Genomic DNA, 26,121 nt, shown 5'->3' with positions numbered 1-26,121 from the left:
TTGCCGTTGTGAACATTCTAATAAGACAGTTGAGATGTATGAAACGTAAATATATTCCAGATCTAACAAGGCAGATGTCACAATGTGAAGCTAACTATGCGCGCATTATGAAACTTCTGCCTGATCTGGATAGTTGTGATGAGCGGGAGTTCCAGGTCAGCTGGCCGGAGCATTGCGCTTACCTGCGTCTCAGAGTGGATGAGCGTTTTAAATATACGTCTACAGTTCTGGTTAGTCACCGTTATGAAACCAGTTCCCCATGGTTAGAGTCCCCAGGGTTGGTGGTGCGCCTTTATCATGATGCCTCAATGGCAGAAGTAATCTGTATGCAGCGTCGTAAACAGTTAGAGGGTGTTTATCCCTATCCTAATCGTAATATGCACCTGCCTGATGAAAAACTTCAGCTCAATGAATATCTAGGTGAATGGTTAAACGAGTGCCTAAGCTATGGTCACTCTATGGAGACAGTGTACAGTGGCTAGCGATCGTCCCATTAGGTTACTGCAAGTAACTGATATGCATCTACAACAGGAGCCCTCTTGTTTAATGCGGGGCGCTAATGTAGAAGCTAGGTTTCAACAGGTTATCCATCAAATAGAGCAAGAAAATGCAGATTTCCTCCTATTAACAGGGGATCTAACTCATCATGCTCCAGCCGCTTATGATCGTTTATCGTCATGTTTACAGGGTTTGCCTTTCCCTGCCCGTTGGATTCCCGGTAATCATGATTTAGTGGATGAAATGGTCCGTTTTTCTGATCTTGGTTACAACCAGAAAGTGATTGTGCGTGGTGATTGGCGCATTATTCTACTCGATAGTACATCGCAGCCTGATGGCCGAGGCGGGGGTGCACTCAGTCCAGAGGAACTCGATTTCTTAAATACCCAGCTTGCAATACTGACCGAGCAACAGCATGTTTTACTGGTGTTACATCACCATCCTGTAACGGTGCAAAGTGAGTGGATGGATAGAATTGGTTTGGCAAATCACAAGGCGTTCTGGGCTTTGCTTGATACTTATTCACAAGTCAAAGGGGTTGTTTTTGGCCATGTACATCAAGAGTTTCAGCAACATCGGGGCAATGTGAAGTTATTGGCTTGCCCTGCTACTGCGCCACAATTCAAACCATTCTCTGCATCTGCAATTACAGAAGATGACCCCCGTTTTATGGGGCCTGCTTACCGTCGTATCCAGCTTTATGATGATGGTAAGATTCAATCAGAAGTGGTTCGGTTAATATCCTAATTTAGATGGGTATTGCACCAACCTTCCCCCTCCGGTAAGTTCTTGTTCAGAGGACGAAAATGAATAAACCAATCTTTATTTACGTACATGGTTTTAATAGCTCGCCAAAGTCGATGAAAGCGCAGTTGTTTTTGCAGTATATGCAAAATAAGGGCTGTGCTGATCAGGTGCTTGTGCCAACCTTATCGCACTGGCCTGCTGAGGCTATGGAGACGTTGAAATCCCTAGTAGAGCAGCATCAGCAGCGTCTGGTTATATTATTGGGCAGTTCATTGGGCGGATACTACAGCACATGGTTAACTGAGCATTATGCTCATGTTCGTACTGTGCTAATTAACCCCTCCATTAGACCGTTTGAGCTGCTACCCCAGTATTTAGGGGCGAATGAAAACCTTTATAGTGGCGAAAAGTATGAGCTGACAGAGCAGCATTTAGAGCAATTGTTAGCGATTAACTGTGAACAGGTTAAGAAACCTGATTCATATCTATTGCTTGTTCAGACCGGGGATGAAACATTAGATTATCGCGAAGCTGTGGATAAGTTCTCTGAAACACCGCAGTTTGTACAAGCGGGTGGTTGCCACGGTTTTGAACAGTTTGAAAGCATGATCCCTAGTATTTTAGCTTTTGCTAAAGGAAGGATCGAGTTGCCAGACCTTAAGTTAGTATGAATTTAATCATCGTGAGTAAAGCTTAGTTTTGGTTATATGAGCTTTAGAGTGATACATAGCAAGCATAGCAACAGGAAATACGATTGATGTCCAAGCAATATGATGCTGGTTCCATTGAGGTTTTAAGTGGGTTAGATCCGGTAAGACGTCGTCCAGGGATGTATACCGAGACAGATCGTCCTAACCATCTAGCGCAAGAAGTCATCGATAACTCGGTGGATGAGGCGTTGGCTGGCCATGCCAAGCAGATCGATGTCGTTCTCAATAAGGACAACTCGTTAAGTGTGACTGATGATGGTCGTGGTATGCCTGTCGATATTCACCCGGAAGAGGGGGTGAGTGGTGTGGAGCTGATTCTTTGTAAACTCCATGCGGGGGGTAAATTCAACAACGATAACTACAACTATTCCGGTGGTCTTCATGGGGTAGGTGTTTCAGTTGTTAATGCATTGTCAAAATTGCTAGAAGTGCAGGTGCGTCGTGATGGACAAGTTTACCGAATTGGTTTTGCCGATGGTGAAAAAGTATCTGAGTTAGAAGTCATTGATACCTGTGGTAAACGTAATACCGGCACAACCGTTCGTTTTCTAGCGGATCCTCAGTATTTTGATTCACCTAAATATAGCATTACCCGTTTAAAGCATAATTTACGCGCTAAAGCGGTACTGTGCCCAGGGTTAAAAGTAACCTTTACCGATCTTACTGGCGCTAAGCGCGAGAAAGAGGAGTGGTATTACGAAGATGGTTTGATCGATTACCTAAAAGGTACCACGCAAGTTTTTGAATCTTTGCCTGTCGAACCGTTTTCTGGATCGCTACAAGGTGAAGAAGACGCTGTGGAATGGGCTGTGCAGTGGCTACCTGAAGGTGGCGAAATGACCTGCGAAAGCTATGTGAACCTCATACCTACGGCTCAAGGTGGTACTCATGTTAATGGGCTTCGTACCGGCTTGTTGGAGGCGATGCGCGAGTTCTGTGAGTTCCGTAGCTTACTGCCACGGGGCGTTAAACTCACCGCTGATGATGTGTGGGATAAGTGCTGTTATGTGCTATCTGCGAAAATGCAGGACCCTCAGTTTGCAGGGCAGACAAAAGAGCGTCTATCTACCCGTCAAATTGCTGCCTTTATCTCAGGTACGATCAAGGATGCATTCTCTCTATGGCTTAACCGTCATGTGGAAGAGGGTGAGCAGTTAGCTGAAGTGATCATCGCTAATGCGCAAAAACGTATGCGCTCTAACAAAAAGGTGATTCGTAAAAAGGTTACCCAAGGGCCAGCGCTGCCGGGTAAATTGGCCGATTGTTCGGGTGCAGATACTATGCAGTCAGAGCTGTTCTTGGTGGAGGGTGATTCGGCGGGCGGTTCTGCAAAGCAAGCCCGTGAACGTGAGTTTCAGGCCATTATGCCCTTGCGTGGTAAGATTCTTAACTCGTGGGAAGTTGATCCCAGCGAAGTCCTTGGTTCCCAAGAAATTCACGACATATCGGTTGCTATTGGTGTTGAGCCCGGCTCGGATAATTTAGAAGGGCTACGCTACGGTAAAGTCTGTATTTTAGCCGATGCCGACTCTGATGGTTTGCATATCGCGACACTTCTCTGTGCGCTTTTTGTTAGGCATTTTAAGCATCTTGTTAGTGAAGGGCATGTCTTTGTGGCCATGCCGCCGCTCTACCGTATTGATGTGGCGAAAGAGGTTTATTACGCGCTAGATGATGCGGAACGTGATGGCATTATGGAGCGTATTCGTGCCGAACGTAAAAACGCTAAAATCGGGGTGCAGCGATTCAAAGGTCTAGGTGAGATGAACCCCTTACAATTGCGTGAGACCACTATGTCACCAGATACCCGCCGTTTAGTTCAATTGACGGTTGCCCCAGGTGATGGCACCAACGAGATGATGGATATGTTGCTGGCTAAGAAGCGTTCAAGTGATCGTAAAGAGTGGCTGCAGAGTAAAGGTAACTTGGCGGATATTTAAGCCTAAAAATTTAGGTTTAATAGTGACTGTCAGTGGGGTGATTTAAAACAGTGGTGTTTCAGTTTTAAGCCCTCACTCATTAATGAAACAGATATTGATAAGCGGTAACACGTAGATATGACGGTAAAAACAACGTTCGAAGATGGTCATGAGCGCTTAGCACTTAGAGATTTTACGGAGAAAGCGTATTTGGATTACTCCATGTACGTTATCCTTGATCGTGCTTTGCCTCATATTGGTGATGGTATGAAACCGGTTCAGCGCCGAATAGTTTATGCAATGTCGGAGCTGGGTTTAAAAGCGACGGCGAAGTATAAAAAATCTGCCCGTACAGTAGGTGACGTGCTTGGTAAATTCCATCCCCATGGTGACTCTGCTTGTTATGAGGCGATGGTTTTGATGGCGCAGCCGTTTAGTTACCGCTATCCCTTAGTTGATGGTCAGGGGAACTGGGGCTCACAGGATGATCCTAAATCATTCGCGGCCATGCGTTATACCGAATCACGTTTGTCTCCTTATTCGGAAGTTCTCTTGGCTGAAGTGGCACAAGGAACAGTGGAGTGGGCGCCTAACTTCGATGGCACAATGCAGGAGCCAATGATTCTACCGGCCCGTCTACCTAATGTGCTGCTTAATGGTACAACAGGTATTGCTGTTGGTATGGCGACCGATATTCTTCCCCATAACTTAAATGAAGTGACCCGTGCGTGTATTCATCTGCTAGATAATCCTCGTGCAGACCTTGATGAGCTTTGTGAGTTTGTTCCCGGCCCTGATATGCCAACGGATGCTGAAATTATCACCTCGCGCCGCGATCTTCGACAGATCTATGAGACTGGCCGTGGCTCTGTGCGTATGCGTGCGGTTTATGATAAGGAACAGGGTGAAATAGTCGTTACTGCGCTACCTCATCAGGTGTCTGGGGCTAAAATTTTGGAGCAGATTGCGGCTCAGATGCAGCAGAAAAAACTGCCGATGGTGAGTGATCTACGTGATGAATCTGATCATGAGAATCCAACCCGTCTGGTGATTATTCCTCGTTCTAATCGTGTCGATGTTGAGCAGTTGATGGCGCATTTATTTGCCTCCACTGATTTAGAACGCACCTATCGCGTTAATATGAATATGATCGGTGTTGATGGTAACCCTCAAGTTAAGAATTTGCGCCAGATTTTGGTCGAGTGGTTGGAATGGCGAACAACAATAGTACGTAAGCGCTTACAATATCGTTTGGAAAAAGTTCTTGATAGGTTGCATATTCTTGAAGGTTTAATGGTCGCTTACCTCAATATCGATGAGGTTATTGCCATTATTCGTCATGAAGATAACCCTAAGGCCGAGCTTGTGAAGCGCTTTGGCTTAACAGAGATTCAAGCCGATGCGATTCTTGACTTAAAACTGCGCCATTTAGCAAAACTAGAAGAGTTTAAAATTCAGTCTGAGCAAAATGAGCTGGATGAAGAGCGTAAGAAGTTAGAAGCGATACTGGGTTCTGACAGTAAAATGCGTAAGTTAATCAAGCAGGAACTAAAAGAAGCGGCTGAGGTTTATGGTGATGATCGTCGCTCGCCAATTGTTGAACGGGAAGAAGCACAAGCGTTCAGTGAGAAAGATCTATTAACTTCAGATCCTGTTACTGTGGTGATATCTAAACAAGGCTGGGTGCGTGCTGCGAAAGGTCATGATATTGATGGTGCGGGTTTAAATTATAAGTCAGGTGACGCTTTTAAACTTGAATGTAAAGGTCGAACGAATCAGCCAACGATTCTTTTTGATACAACGGGGCGAAGTTTTACGATTGATACACATAACCTACCCTCTGCGCGAGGGCAAGGAGAGCCTATTACTGGCCGTATTACCTTGCCGAAGGGCTCTACGGTTGATGCGGCAATCGCGGGTAAAGACAGCGATAAGGTCTTAATGGCTTCGGATGCAGGTTATGGCTTTATTACTAAGATTAGTGACCTCACCAGTAAAACCAAAAATGGTAAAGCGGCATTGACGCTGCCTAAAAATGCTCAGATCTTAGCACCCACACTTGTGAGTGATACTTCAAATCTATTGGCTGCAGTAACCAATGAGGGACGTCTCTTGGTCTTCCCTGTGGCAGAGTTGCCGGAGTTGGTGAAAGGTAAAGGTAATAAAATTATCAATATACCTTCTGCACGTGCAGCAAGTAGAGAGGAGCTGGTGGTAGCTATTGCTATTTTATCGGCAGATGACACCTTATTGGTTCATGCAGGTCGACAACATCTGAAATTGAAACCTTCAGATATAGAACATTATCGTGGTGAACGTGGTCGACGGGGCAATAAGCTCCCGCGTGGTTATCAACGGGTGGATAGCTTGGATGTGGAGCGTTCACAGAAGGAAGCGGTAGAAGGTGAGGAATAGTAACAATTGATGAAGCTGCTTATTTGCTGTTGGTTGGTTCTTGTTGCGAATAGTGCAATGGCCATGAATTTTTATATGGTTATAGTTGACTCGCTAAATGTACGACAAGGTCCAGATTTTACATGGGATGTGATTACCAAAGCAGAAAGAAATCAGCTTGTGCTTGAAACCCAGCGCGACGGTGTGTGGTCAGAGATTTTTTATCTCGGTCCTAATAAGCAAAAAGTAAAAGGTTGGGTGCATAACAACTATATTAAGCCTCAAACATTGACCCCTAATGAGGGTGGCAATTCTAAGTTTAATATTAAGGTTTCGGCAGAACAGCCGGTTTGTGATGGTCAGTCGATGATTACAGGGGAATCTCTCTGCTATTTGGATGTAAACTTTAGTGTACGCAGTAGAGCGGCGTCTGAGGGGAGTATTCTCGTTAGTTGTTGGGCTGATTTTGTGGCCTCTGGTCAGGAGCATATACAGCCCGTTCAAGCGAAGGTTAGCCAAAACTATGTTTTGCAAAATGGTAGGGTTGCGGACACTATGCGTTTAAGAGCAGGGCTTAAGCAGCAATTGGGTTCGAAGGGATTGAATGTGGCTTATTATAATTGCACGGTTAATTAGCCTAGCCTGTAGGCAAGGGAACCAGTACAGGCTGCTTTAACTGTAGCGCCGGTTAGTAGCACCGGCGCTCGTTGATTAATTAATCAGGTACATTACTGATAGCAGGAACAACTGCTGATGGTAGGTCTGAAAGTGCTGCCAGTGCTGCTTCTTGGATTTGAGCCGCTGGAACATCCTTTCCTGTTACTTTTGAAGGTAGGGCTCTTGTCGCCGTTGCTGATGCGACGACTGTAGGGTTATAGCCTAATGTGAATGCAGCACGAGCGGTTGAATTCACGCACATGTGAGACATAAATCCGACCAATATCAGATTTTTAACCCCAGTCTTTTCAAGTAATTCATTGAGCTCTGTTTGTGCAAATGAATTAGGGTAGTTTTTGGTGATTACTGCTTCACCCTCTATAGGCGCTACGACTTCAGTAATTTGACCAATATGTTCGTTTACATCGTAAGGTGTTCCAGGGCCTGCATCGTGTCTAATGTGGAAGATAGGTCGGCCCGCTTTACGGAAACGCTCTAGAAGCTTTCTACATTCTACTAAGGCTTCTTCTACGCCTTCCAGTTTCATTATCCCTTCGCAATAGGTGTTTTGCGCATCAATAATAATCAAAGCGGATTCTTGTACTGAGCTTGCTTCATGTCCTAGACCAGCAAGGTCGCGAATGGTGCTTAAGCTTGTCATATAAAATACCTTATGAATTGTTATGGCTGATTTAGTTTTATGTATGGAATAATCATTGGTTTATCGCTGTCTATTATTCGATGATTTTAAATCATATACTGGGGGCATAATTGGCATAAAAGAGGTTGTATATGACAATAAAGCAGATTGAAATAGGCATAGTGCATTATCCTGGTGCTTTATTGTCGGCGGTTCAAGGTATCGCTGAGCAGTTCTATCTAGCCAATCAGATCTGTCAGCAGCATGAATTGGGTGAAGTGTTTAGTACTTCAATTTGCGTGAGTCAGCAGCTTGATGATGCGGATCATCATGGGGCATTTAAACCGCTTAATATTATTGTTTTACCGCCTTGTTTAGATGACAGTTACTATCTTAAGCCACAGCCATCTTTACTGGCTTGGTTAAAGCAGCAGCATAAAAATGGGGCAATAATTTGTTCGGTGTGTGCAGGGGCTTTTGTCTTAGCTGAAACGGGCTTATTGGATGGCCGTAAAGTGACGACTCATTGGGCTTTAGCGGATGATTTTGCTAAGCGCTTTCCTAACGTTATGCTTGAGACGAACAAGCTACTAATAAACGATACCGATATTATTACAGCGGGTGGTTTGATGAGCTGGATCGATTTGGGACTGGAGTTGGTTGCCCAATTCACAAACTCAAAAGTGATGCGCCAGTTAGGAAAGTTTCTGATCGTTGATACGGGACCGCGAGAGCAAAGTTATTATCAGAGCTTTTCGCCAAAATTAGATCATGGTGATGAGGCTATTATTAAAGCTCAACATCAGTTGCAGCGTAATTTTAAAAATACGATTGTTATTCAGCAGCTTGCGGAGCATTCCCATTTAACTGGACGGACATTTTTACGTCGTTTTGTGAAAGCTACGGGACTGAAACCTACTCAATATTTGCAGCGTCTTCGTATTCAAAAAGCGTGTGAAATTATTGAGACAAGCACTACCTCTTTTGAGAACGTTGCAGCAGAAGTCGGTTATGAAGATTTAAGTGCTTTTAGGAAAACCTTTACTAAAATTACCGGCCAGACACCTAAAGAGTTTAAGAAGCGCTTTGTAAAATAACGCGTTTTTCAGTAGCTATCAGGACTTTTTGAAGATTTTTGTTAGCAGGTGGTTTGCTTGTTTTTGCAAGAGCGCCTGATGCTTTGGTGTGACTTTAAGCAGCAGTACTTTATCTTCATCTTCTCGGCGAATATCCGCTTGTTCCAGCAAAGCACGTTTTAGTAAAGGTGCTTCAGTTAGCGCTGTATGGCTAATTAGTTCGTTGCTGTTTGTAGTGCGGGTGAGGAAGTGAGCTTCCTCTTTGACTAAGGAGTGCTTGTCATAATGCCCACGTGATAGGGACATTTGTAAGCTTAGGACAGGCTGAAAGCCTTTAATTCTTGCTTGGTTGAAGCCTTTATATAAGAGACTAAAAAGTATGGCCGCGCATAGTGCGTTTATGCCATGGCTATCGTTACTGTCTCGTAATTCAAAACGTAGCAGTATATCGTTATTTTCTAGTTGTTCGGACTCGCCGTTATAAATTCGCGCGACCTGTTTAGCTAAATGAAGGTAGACATTGAGCAAGGTCGCTTTTTCATCAGGATGCATGTTATCTGAACTGGCCGTATTGCTATCTATGTAAAACAGGTAAATGGCATCTTGTGGTGCTAGAAATAACTCTAATTCGTCTTCAAATGAGTAGAGCCCAAGCTGTACCTCTTTTCGTTCGCGCATTTCATCCGACATTGCTTCTTTAAAGAGCGGATTTTTAGTTTTTGTCGGGCTTTCGTCAGTATTATCCTGTTTTTCATCTATAAGCTCCTCTTCAATTGAGAACTCATCTGGGCTTGCAGTAGCTTCAGCGTGCTCTAAATCTTGCGGATGATGTTCGAATTTTGGCATCTGTGGAGCATTGCTATGTTCTGGTTTGAGTAGATCAACAAGAGATTCAGTGTGTAGTTGATCATCTTGTGTGGCATCGTTTTGAAAGTCCGTTTCCGTTTCTCGCAGAGGGTGGTCGTTAGTAGTGGTTTGAGGAGTGGTATCTATTTCATCCACTGCTGATTCTGTGTCGCTGTTTGTCGATATAAATGTTTCTTTATTTGAGAGGGAGCTGTCTTCTATCGCACTAATATCGCTATGGCGCCCTTCATTTTGTATAGCTAAAGATTCGGAGAATGTAAGGCCGGATAAACGATCAGGAGCGGGGTCGTCCGGTGTTTGCTCCTCTTGTTCATCGGTTGTTGGGTAGTGTCCAAAGTACCAAATAACGAGTAATGACAAGAGAGCTATTGCACAAGCTAGAAAGAGTAGAGGCCAGAACTGACTGCGTAGAGCTTGTTTGAGTGGCTCGGGGGTTAGCCATAACGTAACTGTGGCAATGATTTTCTCTTGCTGTATAAGCCGCTGTTGTAATTTTATGTCATTTGCTTCGCCAGACCTGGCGATAATTACGCCGGATTGATCCGCTACTTGTAAGCCTTTGATATAGGGAATCTGCTGCAGTTCATTTAAAAGATAATTAAGGCTGACGCGATCATTTGAGAGAAGTAGCGGGCGAATTAAAATATCGCTTTGCTGAGCAAGTGCCTTGCCTAAATGTTGGGTCTCACTCTCAGCTTGCCTCGCAGTGGAAAACTGCATGAAAAGGATACCAAGGCTTAACCCTGAAAATAGAATTAAGCCGACAATAACCAGAAGGTTTTGTCTTGAACTGTTGTTTTTGAATCGGCTTAATGTCACAGGGCAAAATTAGCTCAAAATGGATCGAAAGTCAGATAATAACAGTTCATAACGGCGAGTGTGAATATCAATTGCATTCTGACCATGACCCCGCGTTGTCAGGCAGGTATAATAATGGGCTTAATGATAGGAAGGACGGCGATGAACGTACAAGAATATATGATCGAATTAGGCGAGAACGCACGTGATGCGGCTCGTTTAGTAGCAAAAGCAGATACTAACCTGAAAAATCAGGCTCTGTTGGCCATGGCTGATGCAATCGATAGTAGCCGACCGGAACTACATGCAGCGAACGCTTTAGACCTAGAAGGTGGTCGTAATAACGGTTTAGATTCAGCGATGTTAGACCGTTTGGAGCTAACTGATGCTCGAATCGATACAATGATCGAAGGTCTTCGCCAAGTAGCGACCTTAGCTGATCCTGTTGGCGCGATTAATGATCTTAAATACCTGCCAAGTGGTATTCAGGTGGGTAAGATGCGTGTGCCTCTCGGTGTCATTGGTATTATTTATGAGTCTCGCCCTAATGTAACGGTTGAAGCGGCGAGCCTTTGTCTTAAATCCGGTAATGCGACCATTTTACGTGGTGGCTCGGAAGCGATTCATTCTAATCAGGCGGTTGCTAACTGTATTAAAGCGGGGCTGAAATCTGCGGGCTTACCTGAACATGCGGTACAGGTTGTGGAGACCACAGATCGTGAAGCGGTAGGGCAGATGATTACTATGCCTGAATATATAGATGTTATTGTGCCACGTGGTGGTAAAGGCCTTATCGAACGGGTGAGCCGCGATGCTAAAGTTCCAGTGATCAAGCATCTTGATGGCATCTGCCATGTTTATATTGACGATCAGGCCGATGCGGGTAAAGCGGTTAATATTGCGTTAAATGCGAAAACTCACCGCTATGGCACCTGTAATACGATGGAAACGCTGTTAGTGAATAGCTCAATTGCTGAGGAAGTTCTGTCAGAGCTGTCTGAACGTTATCAGGCTGCGGGTGTCGAATTGAGGGGCTGTGAGCGGACCCGTAAGCTGCTTCCGCATATTAAATTAGCGACAGAAGAGGATTGGAGTACTGAGTACCTTGCTCCTGTTTTGTCGATTAAATTGGTTGATAATATGGATGAAGCTATTCTCCATATTAATCGTTATGGGTCGCATCATACGGATTCAATCGTGACTGAAAACTACACTAAATCACGGGCATTCCTACGTGAAGTGGATTCCAGTTCGGTGATGGTGAATGCATCAACGCGCTTTGCGGATGGGTTTGAATATGGTTTAGGGGCTGAAATCGGTATCTCTACTGATAAGATCCATGCCCGTGGTCCTGTTGGTCTTAATGGTTTGACCTCAGAAAAATATGTTGTTCTGGGTGATGGTCATATCAGGCAGTAATGATCATATGAGCGTTAAGGCTTACGTGTTTATGGGTGGGACTTTTGATCCTATCCATAACGGCCACTTAAGAACGGCTCTAGAACTTCAACAATGGATGGGAGTAGAGAAGGTATGTTTAATTCCTTCTAGAGATCCTGTTCATCGTAAAACGCCAGGTAGAACCGCAGAGCAGCGGCTGGAAATGGTTGAGTTAGCAGTCGCTGATGAGCCTGCTTTAGCAGCGGATAAACGAGAAGTACTATCTACTCAGCCATCTTACTCATTGCACACATTGGAATCTTTGCGTCGTGAGCTAGGCGAGAGTGCTTCTATCTGTATGATTATGGGTATGGATGCTTATCAGACATTGCCTCATTGGCATGAATGGCAGCGTTTTACGGATTTTGCACATTTGCTGGTGGTAAAACGGCCCGGCTATAGCTTGCCTCAATGTGAGGTGCTGAATAAATTTACAGAAAAACACCAAACGACAAGTTTACAGCAAGTGTTATCGACCCCTGCTGGTTGTGTGCTTTTTCATGAGCTGACACCTATAGGGGTTTCAGCGACTCAGATTCGCCAAACTATAGCGCAAGGGCACTCCCCGCGTTATCTGTTTCCAGATCAAGTTTGGCAATATATCCAAGACAACCGTCTTTACGGTTTAACTAATTGAAGCGAAATAATGCAAACTGAAAAAGTAATTGAGATTGTTCATAACGCCCTTGAAGATATGAAAGCAAAAGAGATCGTGGATCTTGATGTGCGAGGCCGCTCAACCGTAACTGATTATATGGTTATAGCCAGTGGTACGTCGAAGCGCCATGTGGGAGCTATTGCCGAAGAGGTAGGTATCCAAATTAAAGCTGCAGGTCTTCTACCTTTAGGTTCAGAAGGGCAAGGTGTTAGTGATTGGATACTGGTCGACTTAGGCGACGTGGTTGTACATATCATGATGCCGGATGCGCGTGAGTTTTATGATTTAGAACGCCTCTGGGGCGTTGATAAAGACGCATAAAACTTTTTATGAAAATTCGGATCATAGCTATTGGTGGGAAGATGCCTTCGTGGGTTAATGAAGGCTATCGTGAGTATGAAAAGCGTCTACCGAATGACTTTCAATTAGAGATGATTGAATTGCCTTTAGGTCATCGCGGTAAAAGTAGCGATATAGCTAAAGCAAAAAAGCAGGAGGGTGACCAAATGCTTGCTGCTATCCCTAAAGGGGATCGAGTTATTGCGTTAGAAGTGCTTGGCAAAAACTGGTCAACGGAGCAGCTCGCCACTCAAGTGGAAGATTGGCGTATGGACGGGCGTAATATTAGCTTGTTGATTGGTGGCCCCGATGGTTTAGATAGCCGTTGTTCTGCTATGGCGGATCAAAAGTGGTCCCTTTCTGCATTAACTCTACCCCATCCGTTGGTTCGTGTGATGTTGGCTGAGCAACTTTATCGTGCTTGGACTGTCATTCAAGGACACCCCTACCATAAATAATGGTTAATTTACTTATAGAGAAGAAGCGCTGACGTATATGGGAGCAGAACGCTTAAAAGATCATTCAAAAGAGAGTCGTACATTTAAAGTGCGTGCCGTCTTGGCCTTTTTTGTCGTGGTAGTGATGCTGTGTATACTTGTTGGCCGACTCTATTACCTTCAGGTTGTAGAGCATGATCGCTACGCCGCCATGTCGGAAGCTAATCGTGTTCAATTGCAGCCCGTGCCGCCGACACGAGGGCTTATTTACGACCGTAATGGTGTACTGCTCGCAGATAATAGGCCTAGTTACAGCGTAACGATCCTAAAAGAAGAGGTGAACGACCTTGATGCCACGCTGGTGGCCTTACGTTCCCTGATTCCTATTACAGATCGTGAAGTTGAAAGCTTTAAAAAACGCTTGTATCAACGGCGCCGCCCCTTTGAGTCAATACCTGTACGTTTCCGTCTCACGGAAGATGAAATTGCCAAAATCTCGGTAAACTATCATCGTTTGCCGGGTGTGAGGGTCGAGGCTGAATTAATACGTTATTATCCTTACGGGAAGTCGCTGGTTCATGCGATGGGCTATGTGGGGCGAATCAATGAGAAAGAACTCGGTCGTGTTGATTCTACTAATTACGCTGCAACCCATTACATAGGTAAACTGGGTATTGAGAAGTTTTATGAAGACAAACTTCACGGTGAAGTGGGCTTTCAAAAGGTAGAAACTAATGCCCGTGGCCGCGTTATGCGAGTATTAGAGCGGCGTGATCCCCGCCCAGGCAGTGATATCGTTTTGCACTTGGATTTGCGCCTACAACAAATCACAGAAAAACTGATAGAAGGACGGCGTGCATCTATTGTTGCGATCGATCCGAAAACCGGCGGTATATTAGCCTTAGTCTCTACGCCCGCTTATGACCCTAATATGTTTGTTACGGGGATCTCGTCGAAAGACTATAAAGCACTGAGGGAATCCCCTGACCTGCCTCTGTTTAATCGCGCTATTCGTGGACGTTACCCTCCCGGTTCTACAATTAAGCCGATGATTGCTTTGTCTGCCATTGATAGTGGTGTTGTAACACCTAATTACACTATTTTTGATCCGGGTTGGTATTCGTTAACCCACGGCGGTCGTAAATATCGAGATTGGAAAAAAGTGGGCCATGGTCGTGTAAATATGTATGAGGCGATTGCCCAGTCTTGTGATACTTGGTTTTACGATGTATCTCATAAAATGGGGGTCGACCCCATGTCAAAATATTTGGGTATGTTTGGTTTTGGTCAGGTGACAAGTTTGGATTTACCTGAAGCGCTAGGGGCGATTTTACCCTCAAAAGAGTGGAAAAAAAGAGCACGTAAAACGCCATGGTACACAGGTGATTCCCTTAATATGAGTATTGGACAGGGGTTCTTTGTTGCGACACCTTTGCAGTTGGCTACATCGATGGCTGTGATTGCCAATCGAGGTGAGTGGGTTGCGCCTCGTTTGCTTAAGGGAACGAAAAAGATCAATGATGCAGGAGCGGAGGTGTTAGAGTCTGCTGATTTCTCTGATGGCAAACCAACACCCGCTGATGTTGTATTAAATGATGAGCAACATTGGAATGATATTATCAAAGGTATGCGTGATGTAATGCACGCTAAAAATGGTACTGCACGTCGTTCTGGGGCTAATTCTAGCTATGAAATCGCAGGTAAAACGGGTACGGCACAAGTGGTCGGCATTAAACAAGACGCAGTCTATGATGCTGATAAATTAGCAGAAATTCATCGCGATCATGCTTTGTTTACTGCTTTTGCACCAGTTGATGATCCAAAAATCGCGATTGCTGTGATTGTCGAAAATGGCGGGGGAGGTTCCAGTACTGCAGCACCTATAGCACGTAAGGTACTTGATGCATATCTCCTTGGTATAGATCCGTTTGCGGAGGCTGAGGATGATAAATAATCGTGAATTTGAGCGCTATATGCCTGAAGCGCATGATCATTTGCGCCAAAGGCCCAGTCTTTGGAGTTACACGCGCTTAGATGGTTGGCTGTTGTTACTGCTATTTTTGTTGTGTGGATTTGGCTTATTTATTCTATATAGCGCTTCAGGCCAAGATATAGGGTATGTCACGCGCCAAGCGATACGTATGGGTGCGGGTTTTGTTGTGATGGTTTTTTTAGCCCAGTTAACGCCACGTTTTTTTGGTCGCTGGGCTCTTTGGCTCTATGTCATAGGCGTACTATTACTGGTGTGCGTAATGTTGTTTGGGGTTGGCGCTAAAGGTGCCCAACGCTGGATCGCTTTACCTGGGTTCAGGTTTCAGCCTGCTGAAATTATGAAATTGATTTTGCCTTTAACTGTGGCCTATTACTTGGCCCATCGCTCACTTCCGCCTAGCTTTAGGCATATATTTATTTGTTTAGCGCTGATTGCTGTACCGACTGTGTTTATTATGAAACAGCCTGACTTAGGGACATCACTACTGATTGCGGCATCAGGGGTGTTTGTGCTTTTACTATCGGGTATTTTGTGGCGATATATTTTTATAGCTGTAGGTATTGGATCAGCGGCATTGCCTGGGTTGTGGGCTGTGATGAAAGATTATCAGAGGCAACGTGTTCTTACCTTTCTTGATCCGGAGAGCGACCCACTCGGTTCAGGTTGGAATATTATTCAATCAAAAACGGCTATAGGTTCAGGGGGAATAGATGGTAAAGGTTGGCTGAGTGGCACCCAATCCCAGTTAGATTTTTTACCTGAATCCCATACGGATTTTATTATTGCGGTGGTCGCTGAGGAACTTGGCTTCATTGGTGTACTCATACTGTTAACTTTGTATGTGTTGATCATTGCTAGAGGGTTAGTGATAGCCGCTAGGGCGCCGGATAGTTTCGGACGTTTGTTAGCTGGCAGTTTAACCTTAACGTTCTTTGTATATGTTTTTGTAAATATAGGTATGGTGAGCGGTTTGTTGCCGGTTGTGGGCGTACCACTTCCTATGGTTAGCTATGGAGGAACATCTATTGTTACGCTTATGGCTGGATTTGGAATGATCATGTCGGTTTATAGCTATAGGACCATGCTTTTAAAGTAAGGATTAGCAAGCGGTGTAGTTTAGGTTATATAAACCTGTGTTAGATCAAGTAGTTGGGTTGTGGTCTATTTATGGATTTTTTATTGGGAGTTTAGAGTGAATCAGTCTTTGTTATTTACGGTTGTTTTGGCGGCCAGTCTGTCTCTTAGTGGTTGTGCAACGTCAGTGGAGCAATCTGCTGCTACTCAAGATGAAAGTTCGCCGAAAAGTGAGGTTGAAAAACAGACTGTAACTCCAGATAAGGACGTTGTCGTAACGCCGGTAACGCCAAATAAGAAAGTCGTTGCAACTCCAGAAAAACCGGTTAAAGAGTCTGTAGAGAAGATTACTGGGCCTTTGTTGTCGGGTTCTTATGCTGATTACCCTCAGGCTCAAGCATTTATCGATGAGATGAAAACAGAAGGTTTTAGTGAAGCTTATTTAAAAGGTGTTTTGGGCGAAGCGAAAAGGCAGCAATCCATTTTAAAGGCGATCTCTCGTCCGGCAGAAAAAAGCTTAAATTGGGGTGAGTACCGTAAGATCTTCATACAACCAAAACGTATAAAACAGGGCGTTCAGTTTTGGCAAGAAAACCAGGCAGCGTTAGCCTTAGCTGAAAAAACCTATGGAGTTCCCGCTGAGGTTATTGTTTCTATTATTGGTGTAGAAACCCGTTACGGCCGAATTATGGGTAGTTATCGAGTGTTAGATGCGGTGGCGACCCTTGGTTTTGATTATCCAAGACGTAGTGCGTTTTTTCTGGGGCAGTTGAAAGAGTATCTGCGTTTAGTGCGTGAAGAAAAAACTGATGTTACCGCTCATAAAGGTTCTTATGCGGGAGCGATGGGGTATGGGCAGTTTATTCCATCCAGTTACCGTAGCTTTGCTATAGATTTTGATAATGATGGCCATCGTGATATCTGGAAAAATAAAACAGATGCTATAGGTAGTGTGGCTAACTATTTTGCTGAACATGGTTGGAAAAAAGGTGAGCCAGTCATTAGTGCTGTTTCTTTTAGCCAAACGGCGGATGAGGCATGGTTTAGTAAAGGCCGGAAAGGATTAATCCCTGAGTTGACGATTGCTGATTGGCAGCAAAGAGGGGTAGAGCCTGAGTTGACGTTGTCGCCTGAAGGTAAAGCTATTCTAATGAGATTAGAGATAGGTGAAGATGCTCAATATTGGTTAGGTTTACATAACTTTTATGTGATCACTCGCTATAATCACAGCAAGCTTTATGCAATGGCTGTTTATCGTTTAAGTGAGCAGATTAAAATGGCTTATGCGCAGTCGCTTTCAGAAAAAACTGTAACGCAAAATAAAAAGTAGAGTGGACTATGTATAACAAGCTCTTTATTTTCAGTTTTATTGTGTTACTCGCGGGCTGTTCCTCTACGAGTGAAAATAGTGGCCGCTATTCCATGAAGCACGATAAAGCGCCAGATGCACCTGTTGATGTTTCGCATGTGAAGGATGCCGTGCCTCAGGTAGAGCCTAAAAGCAGAGGCGGAAATAAAAGCCCGTATACTGTGTTAGGTAAGCAATATTATGTGATGCCGAACGCTAATGGTTATACCGCTACTGGAACAGCATCTTGGTACGGACGTAAATTTCATGGTCATCAAACCTCTAATGGTGAGGTTTATGATATGTATAAAATGTCTGCTGCACATAAAAGTTTGCCTCTACCAACTTACTTACGGGTAACTAATTTAGCTAATGGTCGCCAAGTTATTGTGAGGGTGAATGATCGAGGCCCGTTTCATGGTAATCGTTTGATCGATCTTTCTTATGCGGCTGCTTCCAAGCTGGATATGCTCAGTAAAGGCACCGCTCATGTGAAAATTGAAGCCCTTGATCCGCGCGCTTGGCAAAACTCAGAGAACCTTATATCTTCGCCGGTTGTGAATCATCAAGTTTCTGTGGCGGGGAGATATTTACAGGTAGGTGCGTATTCAAGCCGCGCATCTGCTGAGTATGTTGAAAGTCAGTTAAGACCTATTTTGACCGATCTCGCGGTGATTATTCGTCCACTGACTAATCAGCAGGGAACTGTTTTACATAGAGTCCAAATAGGCCCGCTGAAAAGTACGACCTCTTTGGCAGATTTAACTCAGAAGGTAGAACAAATGGGCTATGCAACTCCGCACTTGGTAGACTTCCCTTAATAGCTTAAGTAGAGTTACCTACGGCGTTAAGTGGACTTAAAGTAACTATGAAAATTAAGTGTGTTATCGCTACTATATTGCAGTATCAGTAGTGGCCTCACTTAGATTTCTTTAATGATTGTTTTGGATGAACATGTTTAATAAGGTTTGGTTTAAAAAGGTGTTTTTAAATAAAGTTTCAAAAGTATTTAGTCTGCTATTTTTGACTATTGCGGTTGTCAATTTTTCATCTGCCGCAAGTTTGATTCCAGCAGAACCTCAGATCGCAGCGACTGCGTACCTTGTTATCGATGCCGATACAGGCAAAATAATTGCCGCTAAAAATGAAAATGAGCGATTTGCCCCAGCCAGCTTGACGAAAATGATGACCGCTTACATCCTCGAATACGAATTGAGTAAAGGGAATGTAAGTACGGATGATCTAGTATTGATCAGTGAAAAGGCGTGGCGTACCCAAGGCTCGCGTATGTTTATTCGTGAAGGTACGCAAGTCCGTTTAGGTGATCTGATGAAAGGGATCGTTATTCAATCGGGTAACGATGCATCGGTTGCGGTAGCTGAACATATCGCGGGTAGTGAAGCCGCTTTTGCTGATTTGATGAATCAGCATGCAAAACTATTAGGTATGAAGAATACAAACTTCATGAATGCCACCGGCCTTCCTGCTGAGACACACGAGTCCTCAGCTTTTGATTTGGCCTTATTAGCTAAAGCGATAATCCAAGATTTCCCTGAGCATTATGGGATCTATTCGGAAAAATATTTTACATATAACAAAATTCGCCAACCTAACCGTAATAAGCTTTTATGGCGCGATAAAACAGTCGATGGGTTAAAAACTGGCCATACAGATGCTGCTGGTTACTGTCTAGTTGCTTCAGCTAAGCGTGATGGCATGCGTTTGATTTCGGTAGTACTCGGCACTAGTGATGAAGAGGCCCGTGCCCGTGAGAGCCAGAAGCTGCTTTCTTATGCTTTCCGTTATTATAGAACTCATCAGCTTTATGAAAGTAATGTTGTCTTGAATACTGCTAAAGTTTGGTCAGGCACTCAAGATCAATTACGTATCGGAATTTCTGATTCACTATCGGTAACTATCCCACGCGGTCAAGCGGATAAGCTGCAAGCGATAATGGATGTGGATAGGGTTATCACTGCACCTATAATGAAAGGTCAGGAGTTAGGTAAAGTGCGTGTAACCTTAGATGGGGATTTAGTAACGGAAGTGCCTTTAGTTGCAATGGATGCAATTCCTGAAGCGGGCCTATTAAAACGTATTTGGCACGCGATACTTTTATTCTTTACTAGTCTAATTGGGTAACTGTTTTTAGCGCTAGTCCTTTAATAATTGCATGGATGCCCGCATCTATATTAAATACTGAAGAGCTGAATGTAGCTTTGGTTCAGTTTTTAATATTGATGCGGGTGTTTGCGTTTAGGTTATATGAATACAGTTTATCTCAATGGTGAGTTTTTGCCGGCAGAGGAAGCCAAGGTTTCGGTATTCGATCGTGGTTTTCTGTTTGGTGATAGTGTTTATGAGGTGATCCCTTTTTATCAAGGGGTTGGTTTTCGTTTGCAAGCGCATCTTGATCGTTTAAATCACAGTTTAAGAGCGGTGCGCATTAAAAATGAGCAGCACTGGGAAGAAATTTTAGAGTCCCTTGTTGCGCGTAATGGCGGCGGTAATCTATCTGTTTATCTGCAAGTCACGCGCGGTAGTGCAGGTAAACGAAGCCACGCTTACGATGATTCACTAGAGCCAACAGTATTTGCGTGCTGCACACCTATAAAAGATGTCTGGAAAGCGGGTGTTGATAGTGTTGTCCCGCTAAAAGCTATAGTGACGGAAGATTTACGTTGGCATCGCTGTGATATTAAATCGACCTGCTTACTGCCTAATATTTTAGTGTTGCAGCAAGCGAAAGATGAAGGGGCTCAAGAGGCGCTGTTCTCACGTAATGATAAACTGACAGAAGGTTCTGCTTGTAACCTATTTTTGGTTAAACGCGGAGTTATTTATACACCTAAGCGTAGTTCTGAGATCTTAGGGGGTATTACGCGTGAGCTAATTCTTGAATTGGCAGACAAGCATGCTATTCAGTTTCAAGAAGTGGATATTGATTATCAGCAGTTACTGGTTGCTGATGAAGTTTGGGTTTCTAGCTCGACGCGCGGGATTGTGCCAGTGATAGAAGTCGATGGGCATAAGATCGGAAAGGGGCAGTCTGGGCCTGTATGGCACAAAATGTTTGAGCTTTTCGCAGATTTCCAACGTAAGTTAATGACGGGACTGTGATAGTTAGTGATTAGTGGTATGAATAGATGACAGATAAGCAGCAAGAAAGACCTAAAATTGAGTTTCCATGTCCTAACTACCCTATCAAAGTGGTAGGCAGAAATGACGATGACTTTCGTGACGTTGTGATCGAGATTGTTCGGGTACATGTGCCTGATTTTGATTTCACCTCGGTTACGCTTCAGGATAGTCGGAATGGTACCTTTCAGTCGGTACGGTTTACTATCACAGCTCAAGGTGTAGAACAGCTTGCTGCACTACATGAAGCATTAATTGCTTCAGAGCGCGTGAAGATGGTGATTTGATGCTTTCAGATCAGCTAATTGTACGAGATTTAGGTTTACTGCCTTATGAGCCCACTTGGCAGCAGATGCAATCCTTCACTAACGAACGTGGTGAAGATGTAGTTGATGAGATCTGGTCCTTGCAGCACGAACCTGTGTTTACGCAGGGGCAAGCGGGCAAAAAAGAGCATTTGTTAAACACAGGTGATATTCCTGTAGTACAAGTGGATCGAGGTGGGCAGGTGACGTACCACGGTCCTGGGCAGGCTATAATCTACCTAATGCTGAATCTTAAGCGTAAAAAGTTAGGTGTGCGTGAGCTTGTTTCTATAATGGAAGAGGCAGTTGTTGATACGCTTAACGAGTTTAATATCCATGCTTACCCAAAACCTGATGCACCTGGGGTCTATGTTGAGGGTAATAAGATCGCCTCTTTAGGTTTGAGAGTTAGACGGGGCTGTTCTTTCCATGGATTAGCACTAAATCTCGCGATGGACTTAGAACCTTTTTTAAGAATAAACCCATGCGGCTATGCGGGCATGGAGATGACACAGTTAGGTATGTTGGTAGAAGACCTTGATCAGGCTGATGCTACTCAGCATTTACTTAACCATTTGATTAGTAAACTCGGGTATGCAGAAGTGACCCGAAAAACCACTCTGGATTGAGTCTAAATGTCTGAACATAATAAAGCTACGGCGAAAAAACGAGTAGAGCAGGGCGTTAAATTACGTGGTGCTGATAAAGTTGATCGTATTCCAGTAAAGGTGATCCCAACTGAGAAAAGCGACATGCTACGTAAGCCAGAATGGTTGCGTGTCAGGATGGGTTCAAATGCTGAAGTACAACGGATTAAAGATAAGCTGAGAAAGCATAAGTTGGCTTCAGTTTGTGAAGAGGCAAGTTGTCCTAACCTAGGTGAGTGCTTTAGTCACGGTACCGCGACCTTTATGATCATGGGAGATATCTGTACCCGTCGTTGTCCATTTTGCGATGTGGCCCATGGCCGTCCAAATGAGCTTGATAGAAATGAGCCTAAAGAGTTAGCGGATGCTATCGCTGATATGGGGCTTCGTTATGTAGTCGTAACCTCAGTGGATCGTGATGATCTACGTGATGGTGGTGCTCAGCATTTTGCAGATTGCGTACGTGAGACCCGTGGACAAGTACCGAGTATTGAGATGGAGATCTTAGTACCTGATTTTCGTGGCCGTATGGATATAGCGATTGATATTCTTACCGAAACGCCACCCGATGTTCTTAATCATAATATGGAAACGGTGCCGCGCCTTTACAAAGCGGTACGCCCAGGATCTGATTATGAGTGGTCTTTACGTCTGCTGAAAAAATATAAAGCCAAAAATCCAAACGTTCGAACTAAGTCAGGGTTAATGGTGGGTATTGGTGAAACCAATGAAGAGATTATTCAAGTAATGAAAGATCTTCGTGCCCATGATGTAGACATGCTGACTATAGGGCAATATCTACAACCGAGCGGTAATCATCTTAAGTTGGAGCGTTATGTAACTCCCGCGGAATTTGATGAGTTTGCTCGGATTGCAAAAGAACTCGGTTTTACCCATGCCGCTTGTGGCCCGCTAGTACGCTCCTCATATCATGCGGACTTACAGGCTAAAGGTGAGAAAGTTAGTTAAAAGCAAGTAAATAGGGCTCTCTTTATCGGTATGCCCTGCATAAAGACCGTCTCCCACATAGGTGCCTTATGTGGGAGGCTTCCTTCCTCTTTTTTCTATCCAATGTGAGACTTTCCATAAAGGCGTCCTAAGCCGGAGAGGCTTATAGATTGATCAAAACAGCTTTTCTTTGAACCTTCTGTGATTAAGTAACGCTTAGTCTTTCATATCAATGAAATCGTATTATTCTAAGTTGTTGATCGCTTCTATATTGTTTTTTACTTTATTAATAATTAAATTAGTACTATCTAATTTAATTATTATGGAGCAGTTCAATGGGTACAAAAACAATCACTGTTATGGCTAATATGGGCTCAGGTTGTGCGATAACTGCGGATATTCGAGAGCATCATGTAGTGATTGATCAGCCAACGGCTAATGGTGGTGGTAATCAAGGGCCAACACCTTTAGAGTATTTTTTGTTCTCATTAGCGGGTTGTATCGGCAGTATTGGGCATATTGCTGCAGGTCAGCAGAAGATTGATCTTAGAGCCATGAGTATTAAAGTTGAAGCTGACCTTAATTCAATGGGCTTACTGGGAAAACCTACTGAGGATCGTACTGGATTTCAGCAGATTCGCGTTGAGGCTACCATTGATGCTGATCTAACTGACGCTGAGAAGTTGGTGTTTTTAAATGAGGTTTGTGAGCGTTGCCCATTACATGACAACATAAAACTAGCGACTGATGTTGTGCACTGTCTTGTTTAAGTGCAAGTTTCATCGCTAAGGCCAGAGAGCTGGGTGTTTTCATCTAGCTCTTTATCGAATCGACCTAACTGTTTACAGACAATGTCAGTAAAATCCTCCATTATTCCTATTGTGTGAATTTATCTATTTTAAATAAATAGGGGTCTTTAAGATGTGGCGTAACACAATGTTTACAACGCCTGTTATTAGCTCGTTTTTACGATTTTTTTCTCTAGTTTTGCTTAAGGTATGTGGCTGGAAGGTGGAAGGCTCTTTTCCAAAAGATATGAGGCAGTGCGTATTAATTGCTGCGCCACATACGACTAATTGGGATATGCCGTTTTCATTGATGATCGCTTTTGCATTGAGGATGCCGCTGCATTGGGTTGGTAAATCAAGTATTTTTAAATTTCCATTTGGTTTTTTGATGCGTTGGATGGGAGGAATACCGGTCGACCGTGTGAAAAAAAATAATATGGTTGATGCGACCGTTGATAAATTTAAAACTTATCCCGATCTGAAAATTATGATGGCCCCTGAAGGAACCCGATCTCAAGTAACCCATTGGAAATCAGGTTTTTATCATATAGCGGATGGCGCAGGGGTGCCTATTGTTTTGGGCTTTATAGATTATAAAAATAAACGCGGAGGGATTTTAGGCGTATTTCATACACAGGGTAATTATGAAGATGATTTAAAATTGATCCAAAAGTACTATCAGCCTTATATGTGATAAAGACATTATCTATTAAGATGTCTTTCAATAAGGTTTACCGTGTACTCAGATACAGCCTCAGCTTGATTGTCCGATAGCTGGGTGAATGTGATCATGTCGTGTTTAGACGAAGCCTTGTTGAACTTGATCATCAACATGACTTTATAAGGTTTTAAGTTTTTTTCCCCAGCATAGCGTTCCATATTGGCGCCAGGACCTTTCAGCTCGTGACAGTTTTTGCAGTAATAGTTATAGAGTTCCTCTCCCGACTGCATGTTTTCAGGGGTTATTTCCCCATCGCAGCCACTCAGTAAAATGGCCGTTAGGATCAGTGTAGATGCCCGTTGAGATAAGTGCATAGGTAATTATACGCCTTGTGACTTTATAGTTATCATAGTTAATTTTGTCAGGTTGAGCTAATAGATCAAGGATATAAACTGCAAGCGGTGAATGCTATCCGGCTAGTTTTACACTAGATTTTTAATATGTGCGGGCATTGAGAAGGGTTAATGGTTGCCCTGCTAACGTAAGCGAGATGGAGGTGAGAAGTAGCCAAGCATCACCCGATGCAAGCCCTTTAACTATTTTATCAACTTCGGCACCTTGCTGTAGAGCTAAGTTTATCTGTTCAGCTGAAATGCGCTGAGCTGTTTTACGGACAAGAGGTTTACGTTTCCCCCATATTCTTTCCCGTTGGCATACGGCATCGAACGATTGACCATTCTGTTGAGCTTGTTGGATAGCAGATAAGCTCCGTAGCTCTTTTGAAAGTGCCCATAGAGCAACCGGTGGCTCTGTACCATCCTGTTTAAGTGCCTGAAGTATCTTACAGCAACGAGCGGCCTGTCCATTTAATGCCGCATCGATCAGACCATAAATATCATATCGTGAACTATCAGATACTGAGTCGATAACATCGTCAGCGGTAACAACTTGATTAGGGAAGAGTAAGCTTAGTTTATTGATCTCTTGTTTTGCTGCAAGCAAATTGCCTTCAATACGATCGCATAAGAGTTGTATTGCTTCTTCATTCAGTTGTAGGTCGATCTGTGCAGCGCGTTGCCTAATCCAATTAGGTAGTTGTTCTGTTTCTACAGGCCAGATCTCTATGATAATTCCGCATTTATCAATGGCTTTGAACCATGCGCTCTTTTTGGCACTGCCATCGAGCTTATTTGCGGTGATTAAAAGGATATTGTCTGGTGCGGGATTATTAAGATAGCTTTGTAGTAGCTCACTGGATTTTTTATTCAGCTTTTGACTACCTAAGCGGAGCTCAATAATTTTCTTTTCAGCGAATAGCGATAAAGCGTTGGCGCATTCGAGAAGGTATTCCCAGTTAAAACTACCATCTACATGGAGTACTTCACGTTCATTAAAGCCTTGTTGCTGTATGCGGCTACGGAGCAAATCTGAGCTTTCTTCTAAAATAAGCGGCTCATCGCCGGTAATAAAATATACCGGCGCTAGGCCTTTTTTTAGCTGAGCTTCTAGCTGCTCCGGACGTAGCTTCATTCTGACTTATTATTACTGGCTAGATAGCGGCGTAATATAGTTTGTGCAATAGAGTCGTATAACTCGCCACGTAGAAGCTCCTCTTGCTCTGAACTTGCTGCCGCAGCGTCTGTGTCATAAGTGTAGATTCGTTCGCGCTGAATTTTGATGCTTTGTGTAAGAGGTTGTCCTTGCTTATCGGTTATAAGCATAGTCACCTCTGCAGAGATCTCATATTCATCTACATCAGCACTGCTGCTTATGGTCGCTGCACGGCGTTTATAGCGAAAGTTTGAAAGACGAATCTGATAGTTCGCATTATCAATCTCACTGATGCCATTAAACTTCATGTTTTGTCGCAAGCTACGGAGTAACTGATTATTAGTGTTACCTGGTATCAGTGTTACGAGTTTCTTATCTTCGGATACGTCTTGTATTCCTCTAAGTTGAAAGCCGCAGGCAGATATAAGGCTGAATAGGGTTAGTATCAACACGAACTGCCCTATTAATGTTTTCCACTGTCTAATCAT

27 protein-coding genes are annotated in these 26,121 nt (G+C 43.8%); 22 read left to right on the top strand and 5 right to left on the bottom strand.

The window, feature by feature from the left end:
* The first annotated feature begins 38 nt into the window (after positions 1-38).
* From ACOQOE_RS16695 to ACOQOE_RS16670, 6 genes are all read left to right on the top strand, one after another.
* Positions 39-482 carry a DUF1249 domain-containing protein gene (locus ACOQOE_RS16695; protein ID WP_067866017.1) on the top strand — a complete coding sequence of 148 codons (444 nt, stop codon included), beginning with the start codon at positions 39-41 and terminating at the stop codon, positions 480-482.
* Complete coding sequence (locus ACOQOE_RS16690) at positions 475-1,245, top strand: metallophosphoesterase (RefSeq protein WP_420554507.1); 771 nt, start codon at positions 475-477, stop codon at positions 1,243-1,245. Before ACOQOE_RS16695 ends, ACOQOE_RS16690 begins: the two co-directional genes overlap by 8 nt.
* Before the next feature lie 59 nt (positions 1,246-1,304).
* Positions 1,305-1,916, top strand: a complete 612-nt coding sequence (locus ACOQOE_RS16685; protein ID WP_067866023.1) for a YqiA/YcfP family alpha/beta fold hydrolase — start codon at positions 1,305-1,307, stop codon at positions 1,914-1,916.
* Between the two features lie 86 nt (positions 1,917-2,002).
* The gene (gene parE, locus ACOQOE_RS16680; protein ID WP_420554506.1) at positions 2,003-3,895 is read left to right on the top strand and encodes a DNA topoisomerase IV subunit B; all 1,893 of its coding nucleotides are present in this window, start codon (positions 2,003-2,005) and stop codon (positions 3,893-3,895) included.
* 117 nt (positions 3,896-4,012) lie between these two features.
* Positions 4,013-6,289 carry a DNA topoisomerase IV subunit A gene (gene parC / locus ACOQOE_RS16675; protein ID WP_420554505.1) on the top strand — a complete coding sequence of 759 codons (2,277 nt, stop codon included), beginning with the start codon at positions 4,013-4,015 and terminating at the stop codon, positions 6,287-6,289.
* 9 nt (positions 6,290-6,298) lie between these two features.
* Positions 6,299-6,904 (top strand): SH3 domain-containing protein, encoded by a 606-nt coding sequence (locus ACOQOE_RS16670; protein WP_420554504.1) that lies wholly within the window; start codon positions 6,299-6,301, stop codon positions 6,902-6,904.
* 79 nt (positions 6,905-6,983) lie between these two features.
* Here ACOQOE_RS16670 and ACOQOE_RS16665 read toward each other — a convergent pair whose 3' ends face one another.
* Positions 6,984-7,586 carry a cysteine hydrolase family protein gene (locus tag ACOQOE_RS16665; RefSeq protein ID WP_067866034.1) on the bottom strand — a complete coding sequence of 201 codons (603 nt, stop codon included), beginning with the start codon at positions 7,584-7,586 and terminating at the stop codon, positions 6,984-6,986.
* 131 nt (positions 7,587-7,717) lie between these two features.
* On the opposite strand from ACOQOE_RS16665, the gene ACOQOE_RS16660 reads away from it, so the two are divergent.
* Entirely contained in the window at positions 7,718-8,662 is a 945-nt protein-coding gene (locus ACOQOE_RS16660; protein WP_420554503.1) for a GlxA family transcriptional regulator, read from the top strand.
* Between the two features lie 18 nt (positions 8,663-8,680).
* On the opposite strand, the gene ACOQOE_RS16655 is transcribed toward ACOQOE_RS16660, so the two are convergent.
* A complete protein-coding gene (locus ACOQOE_RS16655; protein ID WP_420554502.1) occupies positions 8,681-10,228 on the bottom strand; it encodes a hypothetical protein in 1,548 nt (515 codons plus the stop codon).
* A gap of 240 nt (positions 10,229-10,468) precedes the next feature.
* Between ACOQOE_RS16655 and ACOQOE_RS16650 the strand changes: the two genes are divergently transcribed.
* From ACOQOE_RS16650 to ACOQOE_RS16580, 15 genes are all read left to right on the top strand, one after another.
* On the top strand, positions 10,469-11,725 hold the full coding sequence (locus ACOQOE_RS16650) for a glutamate-5-semialdehyde dehydrogenase (RefSeq protein ID WP_420554501.1): 1,257 nt from the start codon (positions 10,469-10,471) through the stop codon (positions 11,723-11,725).
* Positions 11,726-11,732: 7 nt separating this feature from the next.
* Positions 11,733-12,383, top strand: a complete 651-nt coding sequence (gene nadD / locus ACOQOE_RS16645; protein WP_420554500.1) for a nicotinate-nucleotide adenylyltransferase — start codon at positions 11,733-11,735, stop codon at positions 12,381-12,383.
* A gap of 9 nt (positions 12,384-12,392) precedes the next feature.
* Positions 12,393-12,725: a ribosome silencing factor gene (gene rsfS / locus ACOQOE_RS16640; protein ID WP_067866048.1), complete on the top strand. Its 333-nt coding sequence runs from the start codon at positions 12,393-12,395 to the stop codon at positions 12,723-12,725.
* Positions 12,726-12,733: 8 nt separating this feature from the next.
* The gene (gene rlmH, locus ACOQOE_RS16635) at positions 12,734-13,201 is read left to right on the top strand and encodes a 23S rRNA (pseudouridine(1915)-N(3))-methyltransferase RlmH (protein ID WP_067866052.1); all 468 of its coding nucleotides are present in this window, start codon (positions 12,734-12,736) and stop codon (positions 13,199-13,201) included.
* Between the two features lie 37 nt (positions 13,202-13,238).
* Positions 13,239-15,134: a penicillin-binding protein 2 gene (gene mrdA / locus ACOQOE_RS16630; protein WP_067866055.1), complete on the top strand. Its 1,896-nt coding sequence runs from the start codon at positions 13,239-13,241 to the stop codon at positions 15,132-15,134.
* Positions 15,124-16,269 carry a rod shape-determining protein RodA gene (gene rodA, locus ACOQOE_RS16625; protein ID WP_082792392.1) on the top strand — a complete coding sequence of 382 codons (1,146 nt, stop codon included), beginning with the start codon at positions 15,124-15,126 and terminating at the stop codon, positions 16,267-16,269. The genes mrdA and rodA overlap by 11 nt, the downstream gene beginning before the upstream one ends.
* A 96-nt stretch (positions 16,270-16,365) precedes the next feature.
* Positions 16,366-17,577, top strand: a complete 1,212-nt coding sequence (gene mltB / locus ACOQOE_RS16620) for a lytic murein transglycosylase B (protein ID WP_420554499.1) — start codon at positions 16,366-16,368, stop codon at positions 17,575-17,577.
* 8 nt (positions 17,578-17,585) lie between these two features.
* The gene (locus ACOQOE_RS16615) at positions 17,586-18,416 is read left to right on the top strand and encodes a septal ring lytic transglycosylase RlpA family protein (RefSeq protein WP_067866062.1); all 831 of its coding nucleotides are present in this window, start codon (positions 17,586-17,588) and stop codon (positions 18,414-18,416) included.
* Between the two features lie 133 nt (positions 18,417-18,549).
* On the top strand, positions 18,550-19,737 hold the full coding sequence (locus ACOQOE_RS16610; RefSeq protein ID WP_067866064.1) for a D-alanyl-D-alanine carboxypeptidase family protein: 1,188 nt from the start codon (positions 18,550-18,552) through the stop codon (positions 19,735-19,737).
* A gap of 123 nt (positions 19,738-19,860) precedes the next feature.
* Positions 19,861-20,715 carry a D-amino acid aminotransferase gene (locus ACOQOE_RS16605; protein WP_067866067.1) on the top strand — a complete coding sequence of 285 codons (855 nt, stop codon included), beginning with the start codon at positions 19,861-19,863 and terminating at the stop codon, positions 20,713-20,715.
* Positions 20,716-20,741: 26 nt separating this feature from the next.
* Entirely contained in the window at positions 20,742-21,020 is a 279-nt protein-coding gene (locus ACOQOE_RS16600) for a YbeD family protein (protein WP_067866070.1), read from the top strand.
* Positions 21,020-21,667, top strand: coding sequence for a lipoyl(octanoyl) transferase LipB (gene lipB / locus ACOQOE_RS16595; protein ID WP_067866073.1), 648 nt, complete (start codon positions 21,020-21,022; stop codon positions 21,665-21,667). The genes ACOQOE_RS16600 and lipB overlap by 1 nt, the downstream gene beginning before the upstream one ends.
* Positions 21,668-21,673: 6 nt before the next feature.
* Entirely contained in the window at positions 21,674-22,654 is a 981-nt protein-coding gene (gene lipA, locus ACOQOE_RS16590) for a lipoyl synthase (RefSeq protein ID WP_067866075.1), read from the top strand.
* A gap of 314 nt (positions 22,655-22,968) precedes the next feature.
* Positions 22,969-23,403: an OsmC family protein gene (locus ACOQOE_RS16585; RefSeq protein WP_420554498.1), complete on the top strand. Its 435-nt coding sequence runs from the start codon at positions 22,969-22,971 to the stop codon at positions 23,401-23,403.
* A gap of 151 nt (positions 23,404-23,554) precedes the next feature.
* Positions 23,555-24,115: a lysophospholipid acyltransferase family protein gene (locus tag ACOQOE_RS16580; protein ID WP_067866081.1), complete on the top strand. Its 561-nt coding sequence runs from the start codon at positions 23,555-23,557 to the stop codon at positions 24,113-24,115.
* An 8-nt stretch (positions 24,116-24,123) separates the two neighbouring features.
* Here the strand turns inward: ACOQOE_RS16580 and ACOQOE_RS16575 are convergent, their stop codons facing one another.
* The 3 genes from ACOQOE_RS16575 to lptE form a co-directional block, all read right to left on the bottom strand.
* The gene (locus tag ACOQOE_RS16575) at positions 24,124-24,456 is read right to left on the bottom strand and encodes a c-type cytochrome (RefSeq protein ID WP_420554497.1); all 333 of its coding nucleotides are present in this window, start codon (positions 24,454-24,456) and stop codon (positions 24,124-24,126) included.
* Between the two features lie 121 nt (positions 24,457-24,577).
* Complete coding sequence (holA, locus tag ACOQOE_RS16570) at positions 24,578-25,612, bottom strand: DNA polymerase III subunit delta (RefSeq protein ID WP_067866088.1); 1,035 nt, start codon at positions 25,610-25,612, stop codon at positions 24,578-24,580.
* Positions 25,609-26,121 (bottom strand): LPS assembly lipoprotein LptE, encoded by a 513-nt coding sequence (gene lptE / locus ACOQOE_RS16565; RefSeq protein ID WP_067866091.1) that lies wholly within the window; start codon positions 26,119-26,121, stop codon positions 25,609-25,611. Before lptE ends, holA begins: the two co-directional genes overlap by 4 nt.

The organism is Neptuniibacter marinus (assembly GCF_965223595.1).
Classification (GTDB): domain Bacteria; phylum Pseudomonadota; class Gammaproteobacteria; order Pseudomonadales; family Balneatricaceae; genus Neptuniibacter; species Neptuniibacter marinus.
This window is presented reverse-complemented; position numbering and strand designations above follow the sequence as displayed.